The 24,980-nt window shown below is 71.4% G+C and carries 24 protein-coding genes; 18 read left to right on the top strand and 6 right to left on the bottom strand.

The genetic code is table 11. The features are described from left to right. The first annotated feature begins 4 nt into the window (after nt 1-4). Nucleotides 5-850, top strand: coding sequence for a thioesterase family protein (locus CCS38_RS13335; RefSeq protein WP_223733453.1), 846 nt, complete (start codon nt 5-7; stop codon nt 848-850). 100 nt (nt 851-950) lie between these two features. After that, nucleotides 951-2,120 (top strand): cysteine desulfurase family protein, encoded by a 1,170-nt coding sequence (locus CCS38_RS13330; protein ID WP_223733460.1) that lies wholly within the window; start codon nt 951-953, stop codon nt 2,118-2,120. A 29-nt stretch (nt 2,121-2,149) separates the two neighbouring features. Here CCS38_RS13330 and CCS38_RS13325 read toward each other — a convergent pair whose 3' ends face one another. Continuing rightward, the gene (locus tag CCS38_RS13325; protein ID WP_223733452.1) at nt 2,150-2,842 is read right to left on the bottom strand and encodes an N-acetylmuramoyl-L-alanine amidase; all 693 of its coding nucleotides are present in this window, start codon (nt 2,840-2,842) and stop codon (nt 2,150-2,152) included. A 126-nt stretch (nt 2,843-2,968) separates the two neighbouring features. On the opposite strand from CCS38_RS13325, the gene mnmA reads away from it, so the two are divergent. From mnmA to CCS38_RS13310, 3 genes are all read left to right on the top strand, one after another. Further along, nucleotides 2,969-4,087: a tRNA 2-thiouridine(34) synthase MnmA gene (mnmA, locus tag CCS38_RS13320; RefSeq protein WP_223733451.1), complete on the top strand. Its 1,119-nt coding sequence runs from the start codon at nt 2,969-2,971 to the stop codon at nt 4,085-4,087. Nucleotides 4,088-4,209: 122 nt separating this feature from the next. Continuing rightward, nucleotides 4,210-5,481: a DUF5685 family protein gene (locus CCS38_RS13315; protein ID WP_223733450.1), complete on the top strand. Its 1,272-nt coding sequence runs from the start codon at nt 4,210-4,212 to the stop codon at nt 5,479-5,481. A 122-nt stretch (nt 5,482-5,603) separates the two neighbouring features. Next, entirely contained in the window at nt 5,604-6,677 is a 1,074-nt protein-coding gene (locus CCS38_RS13310) for a class I SAM-dependent methyltransferase (RefSeq protein ID WP_223733449.1), read from the top strand. Here the strand turns inward: CCS38_RS13310 and CCS38_RS13305 are convergent. Then, nucleotides 6,641-6,844, bottom strand: coding sequence for a DUF397 domain-containing protein (locus tag CCS38_RS13305; protein WP_372457060.1), 204 nt, complete (start codon nt 6,842-6,844; stop codon nt 6,641-6,643). The genes CCS38_RS13310 and CCS38_RS13305 overlap by 37 nt on opposite strands. Continuing rightward, nucleotides 6,841-7,656: a helix-turn-helix domain-containing protein gene (locus CCS38_RS13300; RefSeq protein ID WP_223733448.1), complete on the bottom strand. Its 816-nt coding sequence runs from the start codon at nt 7,654-7,656 to the stop codon at nt 6,841-6,843. The genes CCS38_RS13305 and CCS38_RS13300 overlap by 4 nt, the downstream gene beginning before the upstream one ends. A 121-nt stretch (nt 7,657-7,777) precedes the next feature. On the opposite strand from CCS38_RS13300, the gene CCS38_RS13295 reads away from it, so the two are divergent. Further along, nucleotides 7,778-8,083, top strand: a complete 306-nt coding sequence (locus CCS38_RS13295; RefSeq protein WP_223733447.1) for a hypothetical protein — start codon at nt 7,778-7,780, stop codon at nt 8,081-8,083. An 8-nt stretch (nt 8,084-8,091) separates the two neighbouring features. Here the strand turns inward: CCS38_RS13295 and CCS38_RS13290 are convergent, their stop codons facing one another. Further along, complete coding sequence (locus CCS38_RS13290) at nt 8,092-8,388, bottom strand: hypothetical protein (RefSeq protein ID WP_223733446.1); 297 nt, start codon at nt 8,386-8,388, stop codon at nt 8,092-8,094. Between the two features lie 312 nt (nt 8,389-8,700). Here CCS38_RS13290 and gdhA point away from each other — a divergent pair, with 312 nt between their 5' ends. The 10 genes from gdhA to gatB all read left to right on the top strand — a co-directional run bounded on the left by gdhA (nt 8,701) and on the right by gatB (nt 20,793). After that, on the top strand, nt 8,701-10,020 hold the full coding sequence (gdhA, locus tag CCS38_RS13285) for an NADP-specific glutamate dehydrogenase (protein ID WP_223733458.1): 1,320 nt from the start codon (nt 8,701-8,703) through the stop codon (nt 10,018-10,020). Nucleotides 10,021-10,130: 110 nt separating this feature from the next. Then, the gene (locus CCS38_RS13280) at nt 10,131-10,673 is read left to right on the top strand and encodes an LOG family protein (RefSeq protein ID WP_223733445.1); all 543 of its coding nucleotides are present in this window, start codon (nt 10,131-10,133) and stop codon (nt 10,671-10,673) included. 66 nt (nt 10,674-10,739) lie between these two features. Next, nucleotides 10,740-11,429, top strand: a complete 690-nt coding sequence (locus CCS38_RS13275; RefSeq protein WP_223733444.1) for an SDR family oxidoreductase — start codon at nt 10,740-10,742, stop codon at nt 11,427-11,429. Nucleotides 11,430-11,507: 78 nt separating this feature from the next. Continuing rightward, nucleotides 11,508-12,557 (top strand): methionine synthase, encoded by a 1,050-nt coding sequence (locus CCS38_RS13270; protein WP_223733443.1) that lies wholly within the window; start codon nt 11,508-11,510, stop codon nt 12,555-12,557. Nucleotides 12,558-12,586: 29 nt separating this feature from the next. Continuing rightward, nucleotides 12,587-14,827, top strand: a complete 2,241-nt coding sequence (gene ligA / locus CCS38_RS13265) for an NAD-dependent DNA ligase LigA (protein ID WP_372457062.1) — start codon at nt 12,587-12,589, stop codon at nt 14,825-14,827. Nucleotides 14,828-14,984: 157 nt separating this feature from the next. After that, nucleotides 14,985-17,072 (top strand): putative bifunctional diguanylate cyclase/phosphodiesterase, encoded by a 2,088-nt coding sequence (locus CCS38_RS13260; protein ID WP_223733442.1) that lies wholly within the window; start codon nt 14,985-14,987, stop codon nt 17,070-17,072. A 146-nt stretch (nt 17,073-17,218) separates the two neighbouring features. After that, on the top strand, nt 17,219-17,515 hold the full coding sequence (gatC, locus tag CCS38_RS13255) for an Asp-tRNA(Asn)/Glu-tRNA(Gln) amidotransferase subunit GatC (RefSeq protein ID WP_030258164.1): 297 nt from the start codon (nt 17,219-17,221) through the stop codon (nt 17,513-17,515). Nucleotides 17,516-17,520: 5 nt separating this feature from the next. Next, a complete protein-coding gene (gene gatA, locus CCS38_RS13250; protein WP_223733441.1) occupies nt 17,521-19,029 on the top strand; it encodes an Asp-tRNA(Asn)/Glu-tRNA(Gln) amidotransferase subunit GatA in 1,509 nt (502 codons plus the stop codon). Then, entirely contained in the window at nt 19,026-19,268 is a 243-nt protein-coding gene (locus CCS38_RS13245) for a hypothetical protein (protein ID WP_030258159.1), read from the top strand. Before gatA ends, CCS38_RS13245 begins: the two co-directional genes overlap by 4 nt. 16 nt (nt 19,269-19,284) lie before the next feature. Beyond that, complete coding sequence (gatB, locus tag CCS38_RS13240; RefSeq protein WP_223733440.1) at nt 19,285-20,793, top strand: Asp-tRNA(Asn)/Glu-tRNA(Gln) amidotransferase subunit GatB; 1,509 nt, start codon at nt 19,285-19,287, stop codon at nt 20,791-20,793. Nucleotides 20,794-20,866: 73 nt separating this feature from the next. On the opposite strand, the gene CCS38_RS13235 is transcribed toward gatB, so the two are convergent. After that, nucleotides 20,867-21,700, bottom strand: a complete 834-nt coding sequence (locus tag CCS38_RS13235) for an NAD(P)H-binding protein (protein WP_223733439.1) — start codon at nt 21,698-21,700, stop codon at nt 20,867-20,869. 82 nt (nt 21,701-21,782) lie between these two features. Beyond that, nucleotides 21,783-22,868, bottom strand: coding sequence for a LacI family DNA-binding transcriptional regulator (locus tag CCS38_RS13230; RefSeq protein ID WP_223733438.1), 1,086 nt, complete (start codon nt 22,866-22,868; stop codon nt 21,783-21,785). A 195-nt stretch (nt 22,869-23,063) separates the two neighbouring features. Here CCS38_RS13230 and CCS38_RS13225 point away from each other — a divergent pair, with 195 nt between their 5' ends. Continuing rightward, nucleotides 23,064-24,092 (top strand): SIS domain-containing protein, encoded by a 1,029-nt coding sequence (locus tag CCS38_RS13225; RefSeq protein ID WP_223733437.1) that lies wholly within the window; start codon nt 23,064-23,066, stop codon nt 24,090-24,092. Between the two features lie 82 nt (nt 24,093-24,174). Continuing rightward, on the top strand, nt 24,175-24,980 hold an 806-nt coding region (locus tag CCS38_RS13220; RefSeq protein ID WP_223733436.1), incomplete at its 3' end, for a PfkB family carbohydrate kinase.

The raw sequence follows: 24,980 nt of genomic DNA, 5'->3' as shown, positions 1-24,980 counted from the left end.
CCGCATGGCACAGGTGACCATTGGTAACAGCGAGTTCGACCGTGACACGGCGATCGTCCGCCGCTCTCCCGGCGTGTACGACGCGGAGCTCTCCGCGGGCTGGACGATCATCCACGCGGTCAACGGGGGCTACCTCCTCGCGCTGATGGGCCGCGCCCTGGGTGACGCGCTGCCGCACCCCGACCCGATGACGGTCACCGCCCACTACCTCACCGCCTCCCGGCCCGGGCCGGCCGTGATCCGCACCGAGGTCGTGCGCACCGGCCGCACGATGTCCACCGGTACCGCGACCCTCGTCCAGTTCGAGGACGACGGCACCGAGGTCGAGCGGCTGCGCGTACTGGCCGCCTACGGCGACCTCGACGCGCTCCCGGACGACGTCCGCACCACCGCCAAGCCGCCCGCCATGCCGCCGCACGCCGAGTGCCTCGGCGCCGACGCCGCGCCCGGAGGCCGCCCCGCGCTCCCCGGCAGCTCGGCGATCACCGCCCGGCTCGACGTCCGCCTGGACCCCGCGACCTGCGGCTGGGCCGTCGGCGCGCCCAGCGGCAACGGCGAGATGCGCGGCTGGTTCGGCCTCGCCGACGGCCGCGACGCCGACCCGCTCTCGCTCCTCCTCACGGTCGACGCGCTGCCGCCCACCGCCTTCGAGATGGGCCTGAAGGGCTGGGTCCCCACGGTCGAGCTGACCACCCACATCCGCTGCCGCCCCGCGCCCGGCCCGCTCCGCGTCTCGATCACCACCCGCAACCTCGCCGGCGGCTTCCTGGAGGAGGACGCCGAGGTCTGGGACGCCAACGACCGCCTTGTCGCGCAGTCCCGCCAGCTGGCCCGGGCGCTGCTGGACTGACCCCTGCAGCGCCCTCCGCAGGGGTTTTGTGGAGGGTGCCTCCGAGCGCTGGGTATGCGCTCCCGCAGTGCGCCCGTCAGCTCGTAGAATCGTGCGCACCATGGTTTACCTCGACCACGCCGCCACCACCCCGATGCTTCCGGAGGCGGTGCAGGCGATGACCGCCCAGCTGACCGTCACCGGCAATGCCTCCTCGCTGCATGCCGCCGGCCGGCGTGCCCGCCGCACCGTCGAGGAGGCCCGGGAATCCCTCGCCGCCTCGCTCGGCGCACGCCCCAGTGAGGTCGTCTTCACCGCGGGCGGCACGGAGGCCGACAACCTCGCCGTCAAGGGCCTGTACTGGGCCCGCCGGGACGCCGAGCCGTCCCGTACCCGCGTACTCGCCAGCCCCGTCGAGCACCACGCCGTGCTCGACGCGGTCGAGTGGCTCGCCGAGCACGAGGGCGCGCGCGTGGAGTGGCTGCCGGTGGACGCGCACGGACGCGTGCACCCGGACGCCCTTCGCGCGGCGATCGTCACGGACCCCTCGGACGTCGCGCTGGTCACCGTCATGTGGGCCAACAACGAGATAGGGACCGTCCAGCCGGTCAGCGAACTGGCCGCGGTGGCGCGCGAGTTCGACATCCCGATGCACGCGGACGCGGTCCAGGCGTTCGGACAGCTGGAGGTCGACTTCGGCGCGAGCGGCCTGGCCGCGATGACCGTCTCCGGCCACAAGATCGGCGGTCCGTACGGCATCGGGGCCCTCCTGCTCGGCCGCGAATACGCTCCCGTGCCCGTCCTGCACGGCGGCGGCCAGGAGCGCCACGTACGCTCCGGCACCCTCGACACGCCCGCGATCGCCGCCTTCGCCGCGGCCGGGCGGCACGCCGCCGCGCACCGCGAGGAGTTCGCGCGCGAGATCGGCGCCCTGCGCGACGAGCTGATCACGGCCGTACGGGCCGCCGCACCCGATGCCGTCCTCGGCGGCGACCCGGACCCGGCCGGCCGCCTCCCCGCCAACGCGCACTTCTCCTTCCCCGGCTGCGAGGGCGACTCCCTGCTCCTCCTCCTGGACGCGCAGGGCATCGAGTGCTCCACCGGCTCGGCCTGCACGGCCGGCGTCGCCCAGCCCAGCCACGTCCTCCTCGCCACCGGCATGGACCCGGACCTGGCCCGCGGCACACTCCGCTTCTCCCTCGGCCACACCTCCACGAAGGAGGACGTGGCGGCACTGGCGGAGGCGATCGGCCCGGTGGTGCAAAGGGCCCGGAGCGCGGGGCTCAGCTGAGGCGCGGCGACTGCCCCGGGGCCCGGCCGCTAGCCCGGGGACTTCCCCGGCTCCCGGCCCTTCCCGGGGTTCCGGGACAGCGCCTCCCGCACAAGATCGATGTACCGGTCCCAGTCCCAATGCGGCCCCGGATCGGTGTGATCCGCGCCCGGGACCTCCACATGCCCGACGATGTGCTCCCGGTCGGCCGGGAATCCGTACCGCGCGCAGATGTCCGCCGTCAGTTGCGCCGAACTCCCGTACATCGCGGCCGTGAAGTCCTGCGGCCGGTCGACGAACCCCTCGTGCTCGATGCCGATGCTGCGCTCGTTGTACCCCCGGTTGCCCGCGTGAAAGGCGACATCCAGCTCGCGCACGGTCTGCGCGACATGCCCGTCCTTCCGGACGACATAGTGCGAGGCCGCGCCGTGCGCCGGATCACGGAACACCCGCAGCGCGGTCGCGTAGCTGCCCTGTACGACGTGGATCACTACCCGGTCGATCACATAGTCGGCAGGCCGGTCGGCCCGCCGCCAGTTCGCCCCGGACGCGGCGGACCACTGCGCGCTCTGATAGTCCACCTCACCCGGTTTGCGCGGTTTTTCCTGCCCGGGCAGCCGCCACCACCAGCGCTCCAGCCGGTCGTGTGCCGCCAGTCCCGTGGCCGCCACCGCGACCGTCCCGCCGATCAGCACCGCGCGGCGGCCGATGCTTCTGCGGGCCGTGTGATCACCGTCTCCCATGCGCTGAACAACGCTCACCACCCGGCTTACGGTTCCGCCCGGCGGTACCGGCTTCCGGTTCGCCCGGCGCCCGGGACCCCGCTCGCTTCCACCCCTGCCACTGGTTCCGTCTACTCTGGAAGAGCTATGACTGACGCTCCCCGCCGCCTCCGCGTGCTCGCCGCAATGTCCGGCGGTGTCGACTCCGCCGTCGCCGCCGCCCGCGCCGCCGAGGCGGGCCACGACGTGACCGGCGTACACCTCGCGCTCTCCGAAAACCCCAAATCCTTCCGCACCGGCGCGCGCGGCTGCTGCACGATCGAGGACTCGCACGACGCCCGCCGTGCCGCCGATGTCATCGGCATCCCCTTCTACGTCTGGGACCTCGCCGAACGCTTCCGCGAGGACGTGGTGGACGACTTCGTCGCGGAGTACGAGGCGGGCCGCACGCCGAACCCCTGCCTCCGCTGCAACGAAAAGATCAAGTTCGCCGCCCTCCTCGACAAGGCCCTCGCGCTCGGCTTCGACGCGGTCTGCACCGGCCACTACGCCACGGTCGTGACCCGCGAGGACGGCACCCGCGAGCTGCACCGTGCCTCCGACATGGCCAAGGACCAGTCCTACGTCCTCGGTGTCCTGGACGAGCGCCAGCTCGCGCACGCCATGTTCCCGCTCGGCGACACGCTCACCACCAAGGCGGAGATCCGCGAAGAAGCCGCCCGCCGCGGCCTCTTCGTCGCCAAGAAGCCCGACAGTCACGACATCTGCTTCATCGCCGACGGCGACACCCAGGGCTTCCTCGCAAAGCGCCTGGGCCGCGCGGAAGGCGACATCGTCGACGAGACGGGCAACGTCCTGGGCACGCACGAGGGCGCGTACGGCTACACCATCGGCCAGCGCAAGGGCCTCCGCATCGGCACCCCGGCCCCCGACGGCAAGCCGCGCTACGTCCTGGACATCTCCCCGGTCGACAACACGGTCACCGTCGGCCCGGCCGAGGCTCTGGACGTGACGGCCCTCACCGCCATCCGCCCCCGCTGGTGCGGCACCCCGCCGGCCGGCCCCGGCACCTACACCGCCCAGCTCCGCGCCCACGGCGACGAAACCGAGGTCACCGCCGAGCCGACCGAGGACGGCCTCGCGGTCACCTTCGCGGAACCGGTCCGCGGCGTGGCCCCCGGCCAGGCGATCGTCCTGTACGACGGGACGAGGGTGGTCGGCTCGGCGACGATCGCGAGCACCACGCGGGCCACGGCGGGGGTATAGCCGGAAACCGCCCCATCTGACGACACGACGCCCATGCGGGGACCTGTATACGCCGTTTATGCAGGTCAGCGGCGCGCTCTGTACGATCCCCAGGCGCTGTCGACGTCATACGGGGGTATCACGTGTTCGGAATTGTCAGGCCCTGCACTCATCGCCTGACCGAAGGGCTCAAAGCGGAGTGGATGGCCCATCTGTGCGGCCTCTGCCTCGCGCTGCGTAACGATCACGGGCAGTTCGCCCGGGTGGTCACGAACTACGACGGCTTGATCGTTTCCGTACTGACGGATGCCCAGACCGGTCACGCGGAGGCCGGGCGCCGGACCGCCGGGCCCTGCCCCCTGCGGGGCATGCGCACCGCTTCGGTGGCGAAGGGGGAGGGAGCGCGGCTCGCCGCGTCGGTCTCCCTCGTGCTCGCCTCGGCGAAGATCCGCGATCACGTCGCCGACCAGGACGGACTCCTTCGCCGCCGCCCCGTCGCCGCCGCCGCGCGCAAGGTCGCCACCGGCTGGCACCGGGCCGGAACGCGTACCGGCTCCACCGTCGGCTTCGACACCGCCGTACTGGTCGACGCGGTCGACCGGCAGCCGGCCGTCGAGCGGCTGGCCGGCCCCGGCACACCGCTGACGGTCATCACCGAGCCGACCGAGACGGCGACCGCCGCGGCCTTCGCTCACACGGCAGTCCTCGCGGGCCGCCCCGGCAACGCCGAACCGCTCGCCGAGGCCGGCCGTCTCTTCGGCCGGCTCGCCCACCTCCTCGACGCCGTGGAGGACCGCGCGACGGACGCCGCCGAGGGCGCCTGGAACCCGCTCACCGCCACGGGCACCGGCCTCGACCAGGCCCGCCGCCTCTGCGATGACGCACTCCACGGCATCCGACTCGCCCTCCGCGATGCCGACTTCGCCGACGCCGGGCTCGTACACATCCTGCTCGTCCACGAACTCCGCCGCGCGGTGGACCGCGCCTTCGGCACGACATCGTGCCGCCACACGGGCCACGACGGCGCCGCCGGTCAACCGCCCCAGTACGGTCAACCGCCCCAGTACGGTCTTCCGTCGGCCGGCGGCCCGTACTACGCCCAGGGGCAGCAGCCCCTGAACGGCCCACAGAACCCGTACAGCGGGGGCCACGGCGGAGACGTGGGCGGGCCCGGCGGGCCCGGCGGGCCCGGAGACTTCGGGGGAGGCCCCCACCAGCCGAAGAAACCCCGCGGCTTCCTCGCCGGCTGCGCCTCCTTCATCGGCCTCTGCTGCACCTGCCGGCTCTGCTGCGCCGACGAGTACGAGGGCCCCTGGTCCCGGAAGAAGCGCAAGGGCTGCCTCAGCGACTGCTGTGAGGCATGTCGGTGCTGCGAGGTCTGTGAGTGTTGCGCATGCTGCGACTGCGGCTGCTGACCGTCGGCGCCATGGCCGGGCGGCCCCGGCGCCCGGCCCGTTGGCGCTCTCTGAGATGCCTGCCCGCGATCACGGCGTAACGTGAGTAAAGGGGGCATACGGCGTCGTTCCGAGGAGGGGCCATGACACCGGACCCCAAGCGGCAGGAAGAATTCGCTGCATACATGGTCGATGTGCTCAACAAGGGGGCGCTGGCCCTCCTCACCAGCGTCGGCCATCAGACCGGACTGTTCGACACCATGAGCACGCTGCCGCCCGCCACCAGTGACGACATCGCCAAGGCGGCGGACCTCGACGAACGGTACGTACGCGAGTGGCTCGGCGGGATGGTCGTCGGCGGCTTCGTGGAGTACGAGCCGGACAGCGCGACGTACACGCTGCCCCCTGAACACGCCGCCTCGCTCACCGCGGCCGCAGGACCCGACAATCTCGCCGGGATGATGCCGTACCTCGCGCTGATGGGCGAGGTCGAGCAGCAGGTCGTCAACTCCTTCCGTGCCGGTGGCGGCGTCCCGTACTCGGCGTACCCCCGCTTCCAGGCACTGCAGGCCCAGGAGACGGCGCGCGTGTACGACGCGGCGCTCGTCGACACGATCGTCCCGCTGGTCCCGGGCCTCACCGAACGGCTGCGCGACGGCATCGACGCCCTGGACGTGGGTACGGGGCAGGGGCACGCCCCGCTCGTCCTGGCCCAGGCGTTCCCGCGCAGCCGCTTCTACGGCCTCGACCAGTCGGAGGACGGCATCGCGGCCGCCTGCCGGAAGGCCGACCGGCTGTCCCTGGACAACGTCCACTACGCGGTCGGCGACTCGACGGCGATCACCGGACGGTACGACCTGGTCACCGCATTCGACGTCATCCACGATCTGGCCCGGCCGCAGGAGACCCTGGACGCGATCGCCGCCTCCCTCCGCGACGGCGGCACGTTCCTCATGGGCGACATCGCCGCGTCCAGCAACCTGGAGGAGAACGTCGGGCATCCCTTCGGGCCCGCGCTCTACGGCTTCTCGGTCTTCTACTGCATGACCACCTCGCTGAGCACCGGCGGCGCCGGCCTCGGCACGGTCTGGGGCGAACAGACCGCCCGCCGCATGCTCGGCGCCGCCGGTTTCACCGAGATCGACGTCAAGTCGTTCGAGAGCGACCCGGTGAACGTGTACTACGTGGCGACGAAGGCCCCCGCGGACGCCGCCTGAGCGAAGTCCTCCCAGGCGGCGGGGGAGACCGTGAGGTGGGGGAGCGCCGTGTCCTTGGAGTCCCGGACGTGTATCGCCCCGGGGCAGGCCGCCACCTCGACACAGGCTTCGCCCTCGCCGCCGCTGTAGCTGCTCTTGAACCAAGCCAGTTCGGTGTTCATGTTCATGCCTCTCCTGTCAGCAGACGCTGGATGAAAGCCCTCGACGCCTCGGCATCGAGAGCCTGGGCACGGATCGTTCCGTAGCGGTGACTCAGCACGCTGACGTCGTCGGGTTCGGTGATGAAGTAACTGCCCCGCTGCCCTTCGACATAGACGATGGTGTGGTGGTCCGGAGTCTCCAGCAGCGTCATCGGGCCGTCCACCCCCGCATGCGTCTCCCGCGCGAGCGGCATGATCTGGAGCTGCACGTTGTGCAGTTCGGAGAGTTTGAGCAGGTTCCGAAGCTGGCCCTCCCAGACGGCCTGGCCGCCCAGCTTCCGCAGCAGCGTCGACTCCTCCAGGACGAAGGTCAGTCGGCACGCGGGCGTACGCGTGAGCAACTTCTGCGTGGCCAGCCGGGCCTGGACGGACTTCTCGATCTCCTCGTCGGTCATGCTGGGCCGGACGGACCGGAAGACCGCCTGCGCGTACTCCTTCGTCTGCAGCAGGCCGTGCAGGAAGTGCGTCGAGTAGACGTGCAACGCCAGCGCCTCCGCCTGGAGTTTTACGTACTCCTCGGCCCACGCCGGATGATGCTTCTCCGCTACGTCCGGGGCCAGGACGGCCAACAGGCCGTCCGCGCCCAGCGCGGCGTCCACCGAGTCGACATACCCCGGCTTCGGCGGTCTTTCGCCGCGCTCGACCATCGCGATCAGGGATTCGGAGTACGAGATGAGCGCGGCCAGCTCGCGGCGCGTCATCTCGCGTTTTTCGCGCAGGTAGCGGGACTGCTTGCCGAAGATCTGGAGGCTTACGGGTGGCTCTTTGGCCCTGGGCATGGGATCCCCTCCGGTGACGCTGGTCGTACCGCATTGCACGGATCGCACCACCGTCATCCGTCTCCGCACAACGAAGTCGATCCAGTACGCAGAGTAACTGCGGCCACTGACAATCGACCCCATGACGGATGAAATGCCTGGTGAAGCCCCTGGTGAAGTCCCCGCTCACGTCCTGCGGTTGCTGCCGTGGACGACCCCCGACGGCCGCCCCTGCTACCTCTCGACCGACGGCACGGGGCCCGTGTCCGCGCTCGCCGACAGCGTCGAGCAGATCCAGCTCGGGATGGGGGTGGAGCTGCTGCGGCACGCCCGTGCGATGCATGCCGACCCGAAGGTCACGGACGCCGAGTTCCGCTACCTGGCCCTCCGGCTGGCGGAGGCGCTGAGTGATGCCCTGCGCGTCGCGGACTGCCGTGCCCGTCGGTGAGGAAAGGGCTAGCCGCCGGACAGGGCTGCGAGGCCCTTGCGGAGGTCCTCCGTGTTCATGACCGGCGTGTACTGGACTTTGGCGCCGAGTTCGAGGAAGAACGGCTCTCCGGTCTTCGGCATCTGGGACGGGTCCTGAAGATCGAAGAAGATAAATGCCGTACGGAATCCGTCCTGGGTGGTGAAATAGGCCGCTTCGGGACGGAGGTTCGTCAGCGCGTTCTCGATCGTCTTCGGAAGCGTGCCGTTTCTGATGGCCTCGTTGGCCGCGTTCGTGTCGAGCTGGACCTTGAGAAGCATTCGCATGAGAAACCCCTTCCCGGCCGGGTGGTGCTCCTTGAGGGGTACCGGACGAACCCGGTCGCATATATCTACAGCGTCGCGCTGCTCTTCCCGCGGGGCAACGCGGACGCGGGCCCACTGGGCGGGCACCGGGAGTTCCGCTCGGGTTCCCGGAGAACCGGATACCGTGCGTGGCGGGCGGGGACATAGAGTCGCGGGGGCGACGGGACGCCAACGGCCGTCTATGGGAAGGAAATGATCGTGACGGTGCAAGCTGATCGTACGGAGCGTACGGAGGACAAGGCCGCCGGGGATCATCGGGCCGGGCCGGCCGGCCTGTATGCCGAGCTGGTCCGGCGCAATCCCGGGGAGCCGGAATTCCACCAGGCGGCCCTGGAGGTACTGGAGACTCTTGACCCGGTGCTCGCCGTGCGCCGCGAGCTCGCCGACGCCCGCATTCTTGAGCGCGTCGTCGAACCGGAACGGCAGATCATGTTCCGGGTGCCGTGGACGGACGACAAGGGGCGGATTCACGTCAACCGCGGCTTCCGGGTGGAGTTCAACAGTGCCCTCGGCCCGTACAAGGGCGGCCTGCGCTTCCATTCCTCGGTCAACCTCGGCATCGTGAAGTTCCTCGGCTTCGAGCAGATCTTCAAGAATGCGCTCACCGGACTGAACATCGGCGGGGGCAAGGGCGGCAGCGACTTCGACCCGCACGGCCGGTCCGATGCCGAGGTCATGCGGTTCTGCCAGTCCTTCATGACCGAGCTGCACCGCCATCTCGGGGAGCACACCGACGTGCCGGCCGGTGACATCGGCGTCGGCGGCCGCGAGATCGGCTACCTCTTCGGCCAGTACCGGCGGATCACCAACCGCTGGGAGGCCGGCGTGCTCACCGGCAAGGGTCTGGAGTGGGGCGGCTCGCTGGTCCGTACGGAGGCCACCGGATACGGGAACGTGCTGTTCACCGCCGAGATGCTCAAGGAGCGCGGCGAGGACCTGGACGGCCGGCAGGTCCTGGTCTCCGGTTCCGGCAACGTCGCGATCTACACGATCGAGAAGGCACAGGCGCTGGGCGCGAACGTGCTGACCTGCTCGGACTCCGGCGGGTACGTCGTGGACGAGAAGGGCATCGACCTTGATCTGCTGAAGCAGATCAAGGAGGTCGAGCGCGGGCGCATCAGTGACTACGCGGAGCGGCGCGGGTCCTCGGCGACGTACGTGCCGGGCGGGTCCGTGTGGGACGTCCCCGCCGATGTGGCGCTGCCCTCGGCCACGCAGAACGAGCTGGACGAGGAGGCCGCGCGCGTCCTGGTGCGCAACGGCGTGAAGGCGGTGTCCGAGGGCGCGAACATGCCCACGACGCCCGGTGCGGTCGCGGTGTTCCGGGAGGCGGGGGTGGCCTTCGGGCCCGGTAAGGCGGCCAACGCGGGCGGTGTCGCGACGAGCGCGCTGGAGATGCGGCAGAACTCCGCGCGGGAGTCGTGGACCTTCGAGCGCGCGGAGGGCGAGCTCGCGGCGATCATGGAGAACATCCACCGCACGTGCTTCGAGACGGCCGAGCGGTACGGCCGCCCCGGCGACTACGTCGTCGGCGCGAACATCGCCGGATTCGAGCGGGTCGCGGACGCGATGCTGGCGCAGGGCCTGATCTGACACGGCCGTGCCGAGCGCGGGCAGGGGGCCGTGCTGTGTTCCCTGCCCGCCGGTGACGAGTGCGGGCGGGGGACCGTCGTGCGTTCCCTGCCCGCCCGTATCGTTGCCGTATGAACATTTGCGTCTTCTGCTCCGCCGCCGACCTCTCCGAGAGCTACACCGTCCCCGCCCGTGAATTCGCCGAGCTGATCGGCAAGGGCGGGCACGCGCTGGTGTGGGGCGGCTCGGACACCGGCCTGATGAAGGTCATGGCCGACGGCGTGCAGGAGAAGGGCGGCCGGCTCATCGGCATCTCGGTGGAGTTCCTGGCCCACAAGGCGCGTGCGGGCGCGGACGAGATGGTGATCACCGCGGACCTTGCCGAGCGCAAGGCGGCGCTGCTCGCCCGCGCCGACGCCATCGTGGTGATGGTCGGTGGCACCGGCACGCTGGACGAGGCCACGGAGATCCTGGAGCTGCGCAAGCACGGGATGCACACCAAGCCGGTCGTGATCCTGAACACCAACGGCTTCTACGACGGCCTCAAGCAGCAGTTCCAGCGCATGGAGGAGGAGAACTTCCTCCCGGTACCCCTCACCGAGCTGGCCTTCTTCGCGGAGGACGGGGTGGGTGCCCTGGCCTACTTGGAGGAGAAGGCGGGGATACAGGGCTGAGCCCCGGGGGCCGTACGCCCGCCCCGTACGTCCGCCTTGTGCATACCTGTCGTTAGGATCGCCCCCATGGGTACGCACTTGATCACCGGCGCAGGATCGGGCATCGGGACGGCGGTCGCGCGGCGGCTGGCCGACCGGGGGGAGGAGCTGTGGCTGCTCGCCCGGGACGCGGGGCGCGCCAAGGAGCTGGCCGCGCAGTTCCCCGGGGCGCGCACGGTCGTCGGTGACCTCGGCGTGCCGGAGAAGCTCGCCTGGGCGCTCGGCCACCAGACGCTGCCCGACCGGCTGGACTCCGTCCTGCACATCGCGGGCGTCGTCGAGCTGGGCGCGGTCGCCGACCTGCCCGCCAAGAGCTGGCAGCGCCAGCTGACCGCCAACCTGGTCGCGCCGGCCGAGCTGACCCGCCTCTTCCTGCCGCAGCTGCGGCTCGCCCAGGGGCACGTGGTCTTCGTCAACTCCGGCGCGGGGCTGCGCGCGAACCCGCAGTGGGGCGCGTACGCCGCCAGCAAGCACGGCCTGAAGGCGCTGGCGGACGCGCTGCGCGCCGAGGAGCACGACAACGGGATCCGTGTCACCTCCGTCTACCCGGGGCGCACCGCGACCGCCATGCAGGCCACCGTGCACCAGCAGGAGGGCAAGGAGTACGACCCGTCCCGCTGGATCGACCCCGAGTCGATCGCGACCACGGTCCTCACGGCCCTCGACCTCCCCAGGGACGCCGAGATCACCGACCTCTCGGTCCGCCCCGGGAGCTGACAACGCCGGCTCCGTAGGCGCGGTCGCGCCCCGGGGTACGGGCGCAGCCAGACGGCCGCGCCGCATAGGGTCGGACGCGTGAGCGACAAGACCACTAACCCCTGGGGCGCCCGCGCGGCCACCGGTATCGGGTCGATGCCCGGTGGCGACGCGCGGGAGGCCGCGAAGACCGTCACCGGCTCCCTCGAACGGCTGCCGTACCTGCCCGAGCTGCCCGCCCGAGGGCCCGGCGCCGACATGATCGGCCGGACCGCCGGACTGCTCGTCGAGGTGTACGCGCATGTGGAGCCCAGCGGCTGGCGGATCAGCGACCGGCCGGGCCGGGACACCCGCCGGGCCCGGTCCTGGCTCGGCGAGGACCTCGACGCGCTGGAGGAGTTCACGCAGGGGTACGAGGGTGCCCTGAAGGTCTCGGCCGTCGGCCCGTGGACGCTGGCCGCTTCCCTGGAGCTGCGCAACGGGGAGGCCGCGCTGAGCGACCCGGGTGCCTGCCGGGACCTGGCCGCCTCCCTGGCGGAGGGGCTGCGCGGGCACCTCGCGGACGTACGGCGGCGGGTTCCGGGCGCGCGGATCGCGCTGCAGCTGGACGAGCCGTCGCTGACCTCCGTACTGCGCGGCAGCGTGAAGACCGCGAGCGGGTACCGGACCCACCGGGCCGTGGACCGCGCCGTCGTCGAGGGCGCGCTCCGCGACATCATCGACGCGGCGGGCCCCGCACAGGCCGACGCGGAGGCCGCACAGGACGGCCGTACGCCCGTGATCGTCCACTCCTGCGCCCCCGATGTGCCGTTCGCGCTGCTGCGCCGGGCCGGTGCCGCCGGCATCGCATGCGACTTCTCACTGCTCACCGAGCGTGATGACGAGGCGATCGGCGAGGCCGTCGAGGGCGGTACGACGCTCTTCGCCGGCGTCGTGCCGGGCACCGACGGCCCATTGTCAGACCCTGCCGGTAGCGTCATGGGTGTCAGGACGCTGTGGCGCAGGCTGGGGCTGAATCCGGGGACTCTCAGCGAGTCCGTGGTGATCACTCCCGCGTGCGGGCTCGCGGGTGCTTCGCCCGACTATGCCCGTAAAGTGCTCGCCCATTGCGTCCGGGCGGCGGGATCGCTCGCGGACAACCCTGAGTGAGCGCACTCAAGGACACGGGAGGACAGACGGTGGCCGGCGAAGAGCAGACCGGACAGGCGGCGGACGACGCGGCGGGCGACGCGGCGGGAGCCGGCGTGCCCTCGGAGGCGCGCGAGCGGCACCAGCGGCTCGCGGAGCAGATCGAGGAGCACCGCTTCCGGTATTACGTCAAGGACGCCCCGGTCGTCAGCGACGCGGAGTTCGACAAGCTGCTGCGCTCCCTGGAGGCGCTGGAGGAGGAGCATCCGCAGCTGCGGACGCCCGACTCGCCCACGCAGAAGGTCGCGGGTTCGTACGAGACGGAGTTCACGGAGGTCGCCCACCGCGAGCGGATGCTCTCGCTGGACAACGCCTTCGACGACGAGGAGCTGGCCGCCTGGGCGGAGCGGCTGGCGACGGAGCTGGGCGGCGACCCGAAGTCGGCGGGGTACCACTTCCTGTGCGAGCTCAAGGTCGACGGCCTCGCGGTCAACCTCACGTACGAGCACGGCAGGCTGACCCGCGCCGCCACCCGCGGCGACGGCCGCACGGGCGAGGACATCACACCCAATGTGCGGACGATCGCGGACATCCCCGACCGGCTCAAGGGTGACCGCATCCCGGAGCTGGTGGAGATCCGCGGCGAGGTCTTCTTCCCGATGGAGGCGTTCGAGCAGCTCAACGCCCGTCTGGTGGCGGACGGCAAGCCCCCGTTCGCCAACCCGCGCAATGCCGCGGCCGGTTCGCTGCGCCAGAAGGACCCCAAGGTCACGGCGACGCGCCCGCTGCACATGGTGGTGCACGGCATCGGCGCCCGTGAGGGCCTGGAGATCGACCGTCAGTCGGAGGCGTACGACCTGCTGCGCGAGTGGGGCCTGCCGACCGCCAAGCACAACAAGGTCGTCGACTCGCTCGCCGCGGTGCGGGAGTTCATCGCGTACTACGGCGACCACCGGCACGACGTCGAGCACGAGATCGACGGCGTCGTCGTCAAGCTCGACGAGATCCGGCTGCAGGGCCGCCTCGGGGCGACCTCGCGCGCGCCGCGCTGGGCGATCGCGTGGAAGTACCCCCCGGAGGAGGTCAACACCAAGCTGCTGGACATCCGGGTGGGTGTCGGGCGGACGGGCCGGGTGACGCCGTACGCCGTCGTCGAGCCGATCATGGTGGCCGGTTCCGAGGTCGAGTTCGCCACGCTGCACAACCAGGACGTGGTCAAGGCCAAGGGCGTCCTCATCGGCGACACGGTCGTGCTGCGCAAGGCGGGCGATGTGATCCCCGAGATCCTCGGGCCCGTGGCAGACCTGCGGGACGGCAGCGAGCGGAAGTTCGTGATGCCGGCCGAGTGCCCCGAGTGCGGGACGGCGCTGCAGCCCGCCAAGGAGGGCGACATCGACCTGCGCTGCCCGAATGCGCGGAGCTGCCCGGCGCAGCTGCGTGAGCGGCTCTTCTACCTCGCGGGCCGCAAGAGCCTGGACATCGAGAACTTCGGCTATGTCGCGGCGACGGCGCTGACCCAGCCGCTGGAGCCGGCCGAGCCGCCGCTGAAGGACGAGGGTGACCTCTTCAGCCTCTCCATCGAGCAGCTGCTGCCCATCAAGTCGTACGTCCTCGACCCGGACAGCGGTCTGCCCAAGCGGGACCCGAAGACCGGCGAGGAGAAGGTCGTCACGTTCTTCGCCAACCAGAAGGGCGAGCCGAAGAAGAACGCCCTGGCGATGCTGGAGAACATCCAGGCGGCCAAGGAGCGCCCGCTGGCCCGCATCCTGACGGGCCTTTCGATCCGGCACGTGGGCCCGGTCGCGGCGCAGGCGCTGGCCATGGAGTTCCGTTCGCTGGACCGGATCCGCGAGGCGAGCGAGGAGGAACTGGCCGCGGTCGAGGGCGTCGGCGGCACCATCGCCGCCTCGCTGAAGCAGTGGTTCGAGGAGGAGTGGCACCGCGACATCGTGGACAAGTGGCGTGCCGCCGGGGTCCGGATGGAGGAGGAGAGCACCGGGGACGAAGGCCCGAGGCCGCTGGAGGGCGTCACCGTCGTCGTAACGGGAACACTTCAATCACACACCAGAGATGGCGCGAAGGAAGCGCTGCAACGTCTTGGAGCGAAAGTGACCGGATCTGTCTCGAAGAAGACCGGTTTCGTCGTTGTAGGCGACAATCCTGGTTCAAAATATGACAAGGCTATGCAGTTGAAGGTACCTGTGCTGGACGATGACGGCTTCGCGGTACTGCTCGCAGAAGGCCCCGACGCCGCCCGCGCGGTAGCAGTCACACCGCCGGAGGAGGAGTGAGCAAGTCACTTCTTCGGCGCATACCAGACGCTTACGGGTGGTCGGGTCGCATTCGGGCAACCGCTGCCGATCGCTGCCCGTGCGGGCCTTCTGCGGCCTACTGTTGAGGGGTGCGCCTGCCGTGGCGCGGGCACAGCCGGCTGTGAGAGGTATCGGAATGGAACCGACCGACAGCGCCGCTCCGGCGTCGCGGCTCCGGCGGCTCGTCATGCCCGCGTTGCCCGCGGCTGTGGTTCTGACGGCCGCCCTGGTGCTCGTGACGGGCGTGATCATGACGATCGGAGGCGGTGCCGCGCTCTTCCCGCGCGGCGCCGTCGGCTGGTCGCTGGCCGTCCTCACCGGCGTGATCGTCGGGCATCTCGTCGCCATCGGCCGGGACCGCTGGTCCGGCGGCACCGGCTCCGGTGCCGCGCTGGCCCTGGCGGTCCTGCTGCTGTACGGCTGGGTGCCGGCACTGCTGATCAGCCTGTCCGTGGTCCTGCTGGTCGGCGCGGCGCGCCGGCAGCGCTGGCGACAGGCCGTGGTGCACGGCGCGATCGACGTCCTCGGCCTGGGCGCGGCGGCGCTGGGCCTCGCCGCGTTCGGCATCACGCCCAGCGTGGCCGACCCCGGCCGGCCCGGGGAGTGGGACCTGTCCGTACTGCCGCCGATCCTCGGATCGGCGCTGGTGTATCTGGCCGTCACCCGCGCGCTGCTGTGGTTCCTGATGGGCTCGCGCAACGGCCGGCTGCCGTCCATCGCGCGCCGCGCGGTGACCCGGCAGGCCCTGGTCGGCATCGCGCTCGTGGGCATAGCCCCGCTGATCGTGGTGGTCGCCGAGCACACCCCGCTGCTGCTGCCGCTCTTCGCCGTACCGCTCATCGCGCTGGACTCCACGCTGTGGATCGCGCGGGCCCGCGCCGAGGAGCAGCTGCGCGACCCGCTGACCGGCCTGCCGAACCGGCAGTGGCTGCTGGAGCGGACCTGGAGCGCGCTGGACGACGCCGAGCGCGTCGGCGCCCGCGCCGCCCTCGTACTGATCGATCTCGACCGTTTCCGGTCGGTCAACGACACCCTCGGACATCTCGCCGGTGACCGCCTGCTGCTCCAGATCGCCGAGCGGCTGCGGCACGCGCTGCCCCGCGGAGCGGAGGCCGCGCGGCTGGGCGGCGACGAGTTCGCGGTGCTGCTGCCCACCGCCGATTCCCTCACCAGCGCGCAGCGGGTGGCCCGTTCGCTTGTCGCCGCACTGGGCTCGCCCCTCGACCTGGACGGGCTGACGCTGGTGCTCGAGGCGAGCGCCGGCGTCGCGGTCTATCCGGACCACGCGCTGGACGCGGAGGGCCTGCTGCGCCGCGCGGACGTCGCGATGTACCAGGCGAAGCGGGACCGCAGCGGCGTGGAGGTCTACGAAGCCAAGCGCGACGGCAACACCCCCGACCGGCTCGGCCTCCTCGGCGATCTGCGCCGGGCGCTGGACGCGGGCGAGGTCGAACTGCACTACCAGCCCAAGGTCCGCTTCGACGGCCAGGTGGCCGGTCTCGAGGCGCTGGTGCGCTGGGTGCATCCGGACCGCGGGAGAGTGCCTCCGGACGAGTTCATCGCCATCGCCGAGTCCTCCGGGCTGATGCCGCGGCTGACCGAGTACGTACTGGAGACCGCGCTCGGCCAGGTGGCACGCTGGCGCGCGGACGGGCTGGAGGTCCCGGTCGCGGTGAACGTCTCGCCGCGGGATGTGCACACCCCCGGGTTCGCCGGTGCGGTGGCCGCGCGGCTGGCGCGGCACCAGGTACCGCCGGGCGCGCTCCAGCTGGAGATCACCGAGCATGTGCTGCTGGAGGATCCGCAGCGCGCCGCCGACACGCTGAACGGCCTGACCGGGCACGGCGTGAAGATGTCGCTCGACGACTTCGGTACGGGGTACAGCTCGCTGGTGCACCTGCGGCGGCTGCCCGTCAGCGAGCTGAAGATCGACCGCTCGTTCGTGGCCCGGCTCGCGGTGGACACCGAGGACGCCGAGATCGTCCGCTGCACGCTCGACCTCGCGCACTCCCTCGGCCTGCTGGTCGTCGCGGAGGGCGTCGAGGACGACGAGACCTGGGAGCGGCTGCGGGACCTGGGCTGCGACGCGGTACAGGGCTGGCTGGTGGCGGCCGCGATGCCGCCGGACGAGACGACGGCCTGGCTGCGGGCGCGGGAGCACGGCGGCTGGCGCCGCGAAGTGGACGACGAGGCGGATCGGCCCTCCGGGCAGGTGGTGAAGTAAGCAGCCCCCGCCATGCCGGGGGAGCGCCCTCCGGGCGCTGTCCTCAAACGCCGGACGGGCTGTTCGTTAACCGTTTCGCGGTCACGACTCCCGGAGCCATAGGATTGGGGCGGAAACTCCACCGGAAACCAGCAGAGGATCGCTGCATGCCTGGCATCACGCGCGAGGAGGTCGCCCACCTCGCACGGCTGGCACGTCTGGAGCTGAAGGACGAAGAGCTCGACCACTTCGCCGGACAGCTCGACGACATCATCGGCGCGGTAGCCCGCGTCTCCGAGGTCGCCGACCAAGACGTCCCGCCGACCTCCCACCCGCTGCCCCTGACGAACGTCATGCGGGCGGACGAGGTCCGTCCGTCGCTCACCCCCGAGCAGGCGCTCTCCGGCGCCCCCGCCCAGGAGCAGCAGCGATTCAAGGTGCCGCAGATTCTGGGGGAGGAGTGACCGAGATGGCGCAGACCGCAGCACACGAACTGATCAAGCTGACCGCCGCCGAGACCGCAGCGAAGATCGCGGCCGGTGAGGTCACCGCCGTCCAGGTCACCGAGGCCCACCTGGCCCGGATCGAGGCCGTGGACGAGAAGGTGCACGCCTTCCTTCACGTCGACCGGGAGGGCGCACTCGCCCAGGCCCGCGCCGTGGACGCCAAGCGCGAGCGCGGCGAGAAGCTCGGCCCGCTGGCCGGCGTCCCGCTCGCGCTGAAGGACATCTTCACCACCGAGGGCGTCCCGACCACCGTCGGCTCCAAGATCCTCGAAGGCTGGATCCCGCCGTACGACGCGACGGTGACCCAGCGCCTCAAGGCCGCCGACGTCGTGATCCTCGGCAAGACCAACATGGACGAGTTCGCCATGGGGTCCTCGACGGAGAACAGCGCGTACGGCCCGACGGGCAACCCGTGGGACCTGACCCGCATCCCCGGCGGCTCCGGCGGCGGCTCGTCCGCGGCCCTGGCCTCGTACGAGGCGCCGCTGGCGATCGGTACGGACACCGGCGGTTCGATCCGCCAGCCCGCGGCCGTCACCGGCACGGTCGGCGTGAAGCCGACGTACGGCGGCGTCTCGCGGTACGGCATGGTCGCGTTCTCGTCCTCCCTCGACCAGGGCGGCCCCTGCGCCCGTACGGTCCTGGACGCGGCGCTGCTGCACGAGGCGATCGCGGGCCACGACCCGCTCGACTCCACCTCCATCGACGCGCCGGTCCCGGCGGTCGTCGAGGCCGCGCGCAACGGCTCCGTAGCGGGCATGCGCGTCGGCGTGGTGAAGCAGTTCCGCGGCGAGGGCTACCAGGACGGCGTCATCCAGCGGTTCGACGAGTCCGTCGCGCTGATGAAGGAGCTGGGCGCCGAGATCGTCGAGCTGGACTGCCCGTCCTTCGACCTGGCGCTGGCGGCGTACTACCTCATCGCGCCCTCGGAGTGCTCGTCCAACCTCGCCCGCTTCGACGCCATGCGGTACGGCCTGCGGGTCGGCGACGACGGCACGAAGTCGGCCGAGGACGTCACGGCCCTGACCCGCGAGGCCGGCTTCGGCCCCGAGGTCAAGCGCCGGATCATGCTCGGTACGTACGCGCTCAGCTCCGGCTACTACGACGCGTACTACGGCTCCGCGCAGAAGGTGCGGACCCTGATCACCCGCGAGTTCGAGGCGGCCTTCGAGCAGGTCGACGTGATCGTTTCGCCGACCACGCCCACCACCGCCTTCCCGATCGGCGAGCGTGCCGACGACCCGATGGCGATGTACCTCGCGGACGTGTGCACCCTCCCCGTGAACCTGGCGGGCAACGCGGCCATGTCGCTGCCCTGCGGCCTGGCTCCCGAGGACGGGCTGCCCGTGGGCCTGCAGATCATCGCCCCCACCATGAAGGACGACCGGCTGTACAAGGTCGGTGCCGCCGTCGAGGCCGCCTTCGTGGAAAGGTGGGGCCACCCGCTGCTGGAGGAGGCACCGTCACTGTGAGTGCGATCACGAAGAAGGCCAAGAACTTCAAGAAGTCCAAGTCGGGTCTGTACCTGTCCATGGGCACCACCGCTTTCGGCGCGCTGAGCGTCGCCAAGCAGGCGAAGCTGGCCCGGCAGGAGAACGACACGCTGCGACTGATCGACGCGGCCGTCTCGGCCGCGGCGATCGTCACCGGCCTGGCGATCCTCTACCGGGAACTGAAGCACCTGGGCGACGACGACGTCCTGCTGGGCTGAGAGGGATTGTTTCACCGTGACTGTCACTGACCTGGTCTCGTACGAGGACGCCCTCGCGACGTACGAGCCCGTCATGGGTCTCGAGGTGCACGTCGAGCTCGGCACCAAGACCAAGATGTTCTGCGGGTGTTCGACGGCGCTCGGCGCCGACGCCAACACCCAGACCTGCCCCACCTGCCTGGGGCTGCCCGGCTCCCTCCCGGTCGTCAACGCGATCGGCGTGGAGTCCGCCATCAAGATCGGCCTCGCGCTGAACTGCTCGATCGCCGAGTGGTGCCGCTTCGCCCGGAAGAACTACTTCTATCCGGACATGCCGAAGAACTTCCAGACCTCCCAGTACGACGAGCCGATCGCCTTCGACGGCTACCTCGACGTGCAGCTGGAGGACGGCGAGGTCTTCCGCGTGGAGATCGAGCGCGCCCACATGGAGGAGGACACCGGCAAGTCCACGCACGTGGGCGGCGCGACGGGCCGTATCCACGGCGCCTCGCACTCCCTCCTGGACTACAACCGCGCCGGCATCCCGCTCATCGAGATCGTCACCAAGCCCATCAAGGGCGCGGGCGAGCGGGCTCCCGAGGTCGCCAAGGCGTACGTCGCCGAACTGCGCGAGCTCATCAAGGCGCTCGGCGTCTCCGAGGCCCGCATGGAGATGGGCCAGATGCGCTGCGACGTGAACCTCTCGCTGATGCCCAAGGGCAGCGAGAAGTTCGGCACGCGCTCGGAGACCAAGAACGTCAACTCCCTGCGCAGCGTCGAGCGTGCGGCCCGGTTCGAGATCCAGCGGCACGCCGCGGTGCTCTCGTCCGGCGGCACGATCATCCAGGAGACCCGTCACTTCCACGAGGAGGACGGCTCCACGACGTCCGGCCGCGTGAAGGAGGAGGCGGAGGACTACCGGTACTTCCCGGAGCCCGACCTGGTCCCGGTGGCCCCGTCCCGCGAGTGGGTCGAGGAGCTGCGCAAGGGGCTGCCCGAGCTGCCACGCGTACGCCGTAACCGGCTGCGCGAGGAGTGGGACATCTCCGAGCACGACATGCAGTCGATCCTCAACGCCGGTGCGGTCGACCTGATCGTCGCCACCACGGAGGCCGGCGCGGACGCCGCGGCCGCGCGCAAGTGGTGGATGGGTGAGCTGGCCCGCCGCGCCAACGAGGACGGCGTCGACCTCGACGCGCTGCCCATCACCCCGGCCGACGTGGCCCGGGTGGCCGCGCTGGTCGCCGAGGGCTCCCTCAACGACAAGCTGGCCCGCCAGACCATCGAGGGCGTACTGGCCGGCGAGGGCACCCCGGACGAGGTCGTCGAGAAGCGCGGCCTGAAGGTCGTCTCCGACGAGGGCGCGCTGGGCAAGGCCGTCGACGAGGCGATTGCCGGGAACGCGGCGATTGCCGACAAGATCCGTGGCGGCAAGGTCGCCGCGGCGGGCGCGCTGGTGGGTGCCGTCATGAAGGCCACCCGCGGGCAGGCCGACGCGGCCCGCGTCCGGGAGCTCATCCTGGAGAAGCTGGGCGTGGAGGGCTGATCCCGGCCCCCTGATGTGTGGAGGGGCGGCGCACCTACGGGTGCGCCGCCCCTTCGTCGTAGGGGGAGGGGCATCAGCGGAACGCGGCGGCGTTCTCCTTGGCCCACTGCTGGAACGTCCTGGCAGGAGCGCCGGTGACCTGCGACACCGTGTCGCGCACCCGGAGCAGCTCGTCGTTGACGTCCCCGCCCGTCAGATCGAGTATCGCGTCCGCAATGTCGTCCGCCATGAAGGAAGCCATCTGCCGGTGGGCCTCCTCCCGGCTGATCTCGTCGAGCGACACCTCCTGTCCCAGGGCCGTACTGATGGCTTCGACCTGTTGCCGGGGCGTGACCCGGGCCGGTCCGGTGAGGGCGTACGTCCGCCCTCGGTGACCCGGTTCGGTCAGCGCGGCCCCGGCCACCGCCGCGATGTCGGCAGGGTGGATGGCGGGCAGTCCGATGTCCGCGTACGGCACCTGGACCGACCGTTGCGTGCGAATCGACGCCGCCCACCACAGGGTGTTCGAGGCGAACTGCGTCGGCCGCAGGATCGTCCAGGCCATGCCGCTCTCCTTGAGCAGCCGCTCGACCGCCAGGTTCGCGCCGGCGGGAGCCAGGTGGGGATGGGTCTGCACGGTCATGGACGACACGAGCACCACGTGTTCGACGCCTGCTTGCCGGGCGGCCGCGAGGACGTCCGCGTCCGCACCCACGCCCGACACGAGGAACAGCGAGCGCACCCCGTCCAGCGCCGACTTCAGCCCGGCCGGCTGAGCCAGATCCCCCTCAACGGCCTCGACGTCCGCGGGAAATGCGGCCCGCGCCGCGTCCCGGGTCAGCCCCCGCACGGGACCGGCGCCGGCCACCCGCAGCTCCCGCAGCAGTGCGCTCCCGATGTTTCCGGTCGCCCCGGTCACAAGGATCATCGTTGCCTTCTCCTGTCGCCAGCCGGTGACCGTTGTTGTCGATCACTCGTGCTGCACGCTAGAACCTCAACTCGGCTTGAGGTCAAGCGCCGGTGCACGGCGGGGCGATGGACTCGCGGGTGATGAACTCCGTGTCCAGGACGATGTGTTCCGGGGCGTGCGTGGTGCCCTCGATGCGGGAGACGAGGGAGTGGACCGCGCGGGCGCCGAGTTCCTGGACGGGCTGGGCCACGACGCTGATGCGGGGGCGTACGGCGCGGGCCCAGTCGGTGTCGTCGAAGGTGACGACGGAGAGGTGTTCGGGGACGCGGAGGCCGTGGTCGCGGGCGGCGGAGAGGACGCCGAGGGCGATCATGCTGTCGGTGGCGAAGACGGCCGTGGGGGGCTCGGGGAGGGACAGCAGCTCGGCGGTGAGGTCGGCCGGGTCCTCCCGGTGGAAGGTGCCGGTCCGGAGGTAGGTGTCGGTATCGGTGAGGCCCGCCTCGCGGAGTGCGGTGCGGTAACCCTCGATGCGTTCCAGGCCGGTGGAGACCGGATCGGACGATGCCGCACCCGCGCCGTCCGCGGGGGCGGTGCCCAGGAGGCTCACCAGGGCGATGCGGCGGTGGCCCGCGGCGAGGAGGCGGCGTACCGCGTCCTGGGCTGCGCCGTGGTTGTCCACCGTGACGGAGTCCGCCGGGAGGCCGGGGGCCTGGCGGTCGAGGAGGACGACGGGGCAGCCGGCGGCGTGCGCGGCCGCCAGATGGGCGGTCTCGGTGGTGGCGGCCGGGGCGACGATCAGCCCGTCGACGTGCTTGTCGCGCAGCATCTTCACCGCGGCGCGCTCGGCGGCGACGTCCTCGTCGGTGTTGGCGAGCAGGACCTGGTACCCGGCGGCGCGGGCCGCGTCGGTGATGCCGCGGGTGACGCCCGCGAAGAACGGGTTCTGGATGTCGGCGACGATCGCGCCGAGGGTGTGCGTACGTCCCGTGATCATGGAGCGGGCGAGCTGGTTGGCGCGGTAGCCGAGCTTCTCGGCCGCGGCCCGCACGCGTTCGCGGGCGTCCGGGCTGACCGAGCCGTAGCCGGCGAGCGCGCGGGAGGCGGTGGAGCGGGACACGCCCGCCTCGCGCGCGACGTCGGGGAGGGTCGCGGGGCGGCCTGCGGGCTTGCGTCGGTTCGTCGTCATGGCGTCGTCAGGCTATCGGGTCGCGACAGGGGATTGACGGCGGGGAGCGGGCGGTGGGAAGGTTCCCAACACCGCGGGTGAGAACGTTCTCAGTGTCGCGTCGACGTCGAATTGAGAACGTTCTCAACGACGTCGCGGGCAGCGCCCAGCCCACCCGCACAGCCTCGCCCCGCAACCGTTCAGGAAAGGAACCGCGTGACTACCGCATCCCTGCCCCTCAAGCCGATCACCGAGGACTTCAAGGAGGCCGTGGCCTTCGCCCTCAGCCAGAACGAGGCCGCGCGCGCGTTCGTCGACGAGGTCGTCGCGGGCGGGCTGCGCAACGTCTTCCTCGTCGGCTGCGGCGGCTCGCTCACCGCCGCCTACCCGGCGCACTTCCTCCTGGAGACCCGGGCCTCCTTCCCCGTCTTCCACATGAACAGCGACGAGTTCAACCTGCGCCGCCCCGCGCTGCTCGGCGAGGGCTCGCTGGTCCTGGTGTCCTCGCACACCGGCACCACCAAGGAGACCGTCGCGGCCGCCGAGTACGCCCGCAGTGCCGGTGCCAGGGTCGCGGCCCTCACCCGCAGCGCCGACAGCCCCCTCGCGAAGGCCGCGCACGCCGCGTTCACCTACCGCAGCGAGGACACCGTCGTCGCGCCCAAGGGCGTGCTGTTCGGGCAGCTCGTGTACGCGCTGCTGGAGAAGACCGGCACCGAGGGCGACTACGCGGCGCTCCGCACGGCGTACGAGGCGCTGCCGGAGGCGCTGTACAAGTCGCAGGAGGAGGGCGAGGAGCTGGCCGCCTCGATCGCCACCGCGCTGGCCGACGAGGACGTCACGTACGTCCTGTCCGCCGGCCCCAACTACGGGGCGGGCTACGGCTTCACGATGTGCTACCTGATGGAGATGCAGTGGAAGCACGGCGGTACGTACAACGCCGGTGAGTTCTTCCACGGCGCCTTCGAGGTCGTCACCGAGGGCCAGCCGGTGATCCTCTTCCTCGGCGAGGACGCCACCCGCCCGATGGCCGAGCGCGCCAAGACCTTCCTGGACAAGTACACCAAGAAGGCCCACTACGTGGACTCGCGGATCTTCTCGCTGCCCGGCGTCCCGGAGGCCGTGCGCGGCGACATCACACCGATCGCGCTGGACGTCTTCAGCACCCGGCTCGCCCGCCACTACGAGTCGGTGCGCGGCCACGACCTGGACAAGCGCCGCTACATGTTCCAGGTCGAGTACTGATCCCGGACGCCCCGCGCGCGAACCCGGCCCGGTGCGGTGCCGCACCGGGCCGTCCCGTACCCGCTCCCCGTAAGGAACCCCCATGCGCATCTGCGGAGTCGGTGACAATGTCGTCGACCGCTACCCCCAGCGCGGCCTGATGTACCCGGGCGGCAACGCCCTCAACGTGGCCGTGCACGCCGCCCGGCTCGGCGCCGACGCCGGGTACCTGGGCGTCACCGGTACCGACGAGGCCGGCGCGCACATCCGGGCCGCGCTCGCCGCCGAGGGCGTCCGCACCGACCGGGCCCGTACCGCCCAAGGGCCCAACGCGTACGCGACCGTCCACCTCGACGCGGCCGGCAACCGCACCTTCGGCGAGTGCGACGCGACCGTCTCGGTCTTCGCGCCGGACGCCGCCGACCTGGCCTGGCTGGCCGGCTTCGACCTGCTGCACACCGGCGACTGCAGCCGCCTGGAGCCGCACCTGCCCGCGCTCGCCGCGGCCTGCCCGGTCAGCTTCGACTTCTCCGACCGGCCCTGGGCCTACGCCGCGCCGCTGCTGCCGCACGTGCGCGCCGCCGTCTTCTCCCGGCCCGACGCCGGGGACGCGGCGGCGGAGGAACTCGCCGACCGCGTCCGCGGGGCCGGACCGAAGCTGGCCGTCGTGACGCGCGGGGCCGGCGGTGCGCTGGTGTCGTACGAGGGGACGGTGCACCACCAGCGCGTCGTTCCGGTCGCGGCCACCGACACCCTCGGCGCCGGCGACTCCTTCATCGCTGCCCTGCTCGTGTCCCTGTGGCAGGGCAGCCCCCTGGCCGACGCCGCCGCCCGCGCCGCGCGCTACGCGGCCGAGGTCTGCACGCTCCCCGGAGCCTTCGGCCACCCCCTCGCCCTGCCCGCCCGCCT

It is taken from the genome of Streptomyces purpurogeneiscleroticus (genome assembly GCF_020024005.1).
Taxonomy (GTDB): Bacteria; Actinomycetota; Actinomycetes; order Streptomycetales; family Streptomycetaceae; genus Streptomyces; species Streptomyces purpurogeneiscleroticus.
Note: the sequence above shows the minus strand (reverse complement) of the source record. Positions and strands in the feature narration are given on the sequence as shown.

Excerpts from the sequence above, each read along its gene's own strand:
- CCS38_RS13335 (WP_223733453.1), top strand. The coding sequence starts at position 5 with ATGGCACAGGTGACCATTGGTAACAGCGAGTTCGACCGTGACACGGCG.
- CCS38_RS13330 (WP_223733460.1), top strand. The coding sequence starts at position 951 with ATGGTTTACCTCGACCACGCCGCCACCACCCCGATGCTTCCGGAGGCG.
- CCS38_RS13325 (WP_223733452.1), bottom strand. The coding sequence starts at position 2,842 with ATGGGAGACGGTGATCACACGGCCCGCAGAAGCATCGGCCGCCGCGCG.
- mnmA (WP_223733451.1), top strand. The coding sequence starts at position 2,969 with ATGACTGACGCTCCCCGCCGCCTCCGCGTGCTCGCCGCAATGTCCGGC.
- CCS38_RS13310 (WP_223733449.1), top strand. The coding sequence starts at position 5,604 with ATGACACCGGACCCCAAGCGGCAGGAAGAATTCGCTGCATACATGGTC.
- CCS38_RS13305 (WP_372457060.1), bottom strand. The coding sequence starts at position 6,844 with ATGAACATGAACACCGAACTGGCTTGGTTCAAGAGCAGCTACAGCGGC.
- CCS38_RS13300 (WP_223733448.1), bottom strand. The coding sequence starts at position 7,656 with ATGCCCAGGGCCAAAGAGCCACCCGTAAGCCTCCAGATCTTCGGCAAG.
- CCS38_RS13295 (WP_223733447.1), top strand. The coding sequence starts at position 7,778 with ATGACGGATGAAATGCCTGGTGAAGCCCCTGGTGAAGTCCCCGCTCAC.
- CCS38_RS13290 (WP_223733446.1), bottom strand. The coding sequence starts at position 8,388 with ATGCGAATGCTTCTCAAGGTCCAGCTCGACACGAACGCGGCCAACGAG.
- CCS38_RS13280 (WP_223733445.1), top strand. The coding sequence starts at position 10,131 with ATGAACATTTGCGTCTTCTGCTCCGCCGCCGACCTCTCCGAGAGCTAC.
- CCS38_RS13275 (WP_223733444.1), top strand. The coding sequence starts at position 10,740 with ATGGGTACGCACTTGATCACCGGCGCAGGATCGGGCATCGGGACGGCG.
- CCS38_RS13260 (WP_223733442.1), top strand. The coding sequence starts at position 14,985 with ATGGAACCGACCGACAGCGCCGCTCCGGCGTCGCGGCTCCGGCGGCTC.
- gatC (WP_030258164.1), top strand. The coding sequence starts at position 17,219 with ATGCCTGGCATCACGCGCGAGGAGGTCGCCCACCTCGCACGGCTGGCA.
- gatA (WP_223733441.1), top strand. The coding sequence starts at position 17,521 with ATGGCGCAGACCGCAGCACACGAACTGATCAAGCTGACCGCCGCCGAG.
- CCS38_RS13235 (WP_223733439.1), bottom strand. The coding sequence starts at position 21,700 with ATGATCCTTGTGACCGGGGCGACCGGAAACATCGGGAGCGCACTGCTG.
- CCS38_RS13230 (WP_223733438.1), bottom strand. The coding sequence starts at position 22,868 with ATGACGACGAACCGACGCAAGCCCGCAGGCCGCCCCGCGACCCTCCCC.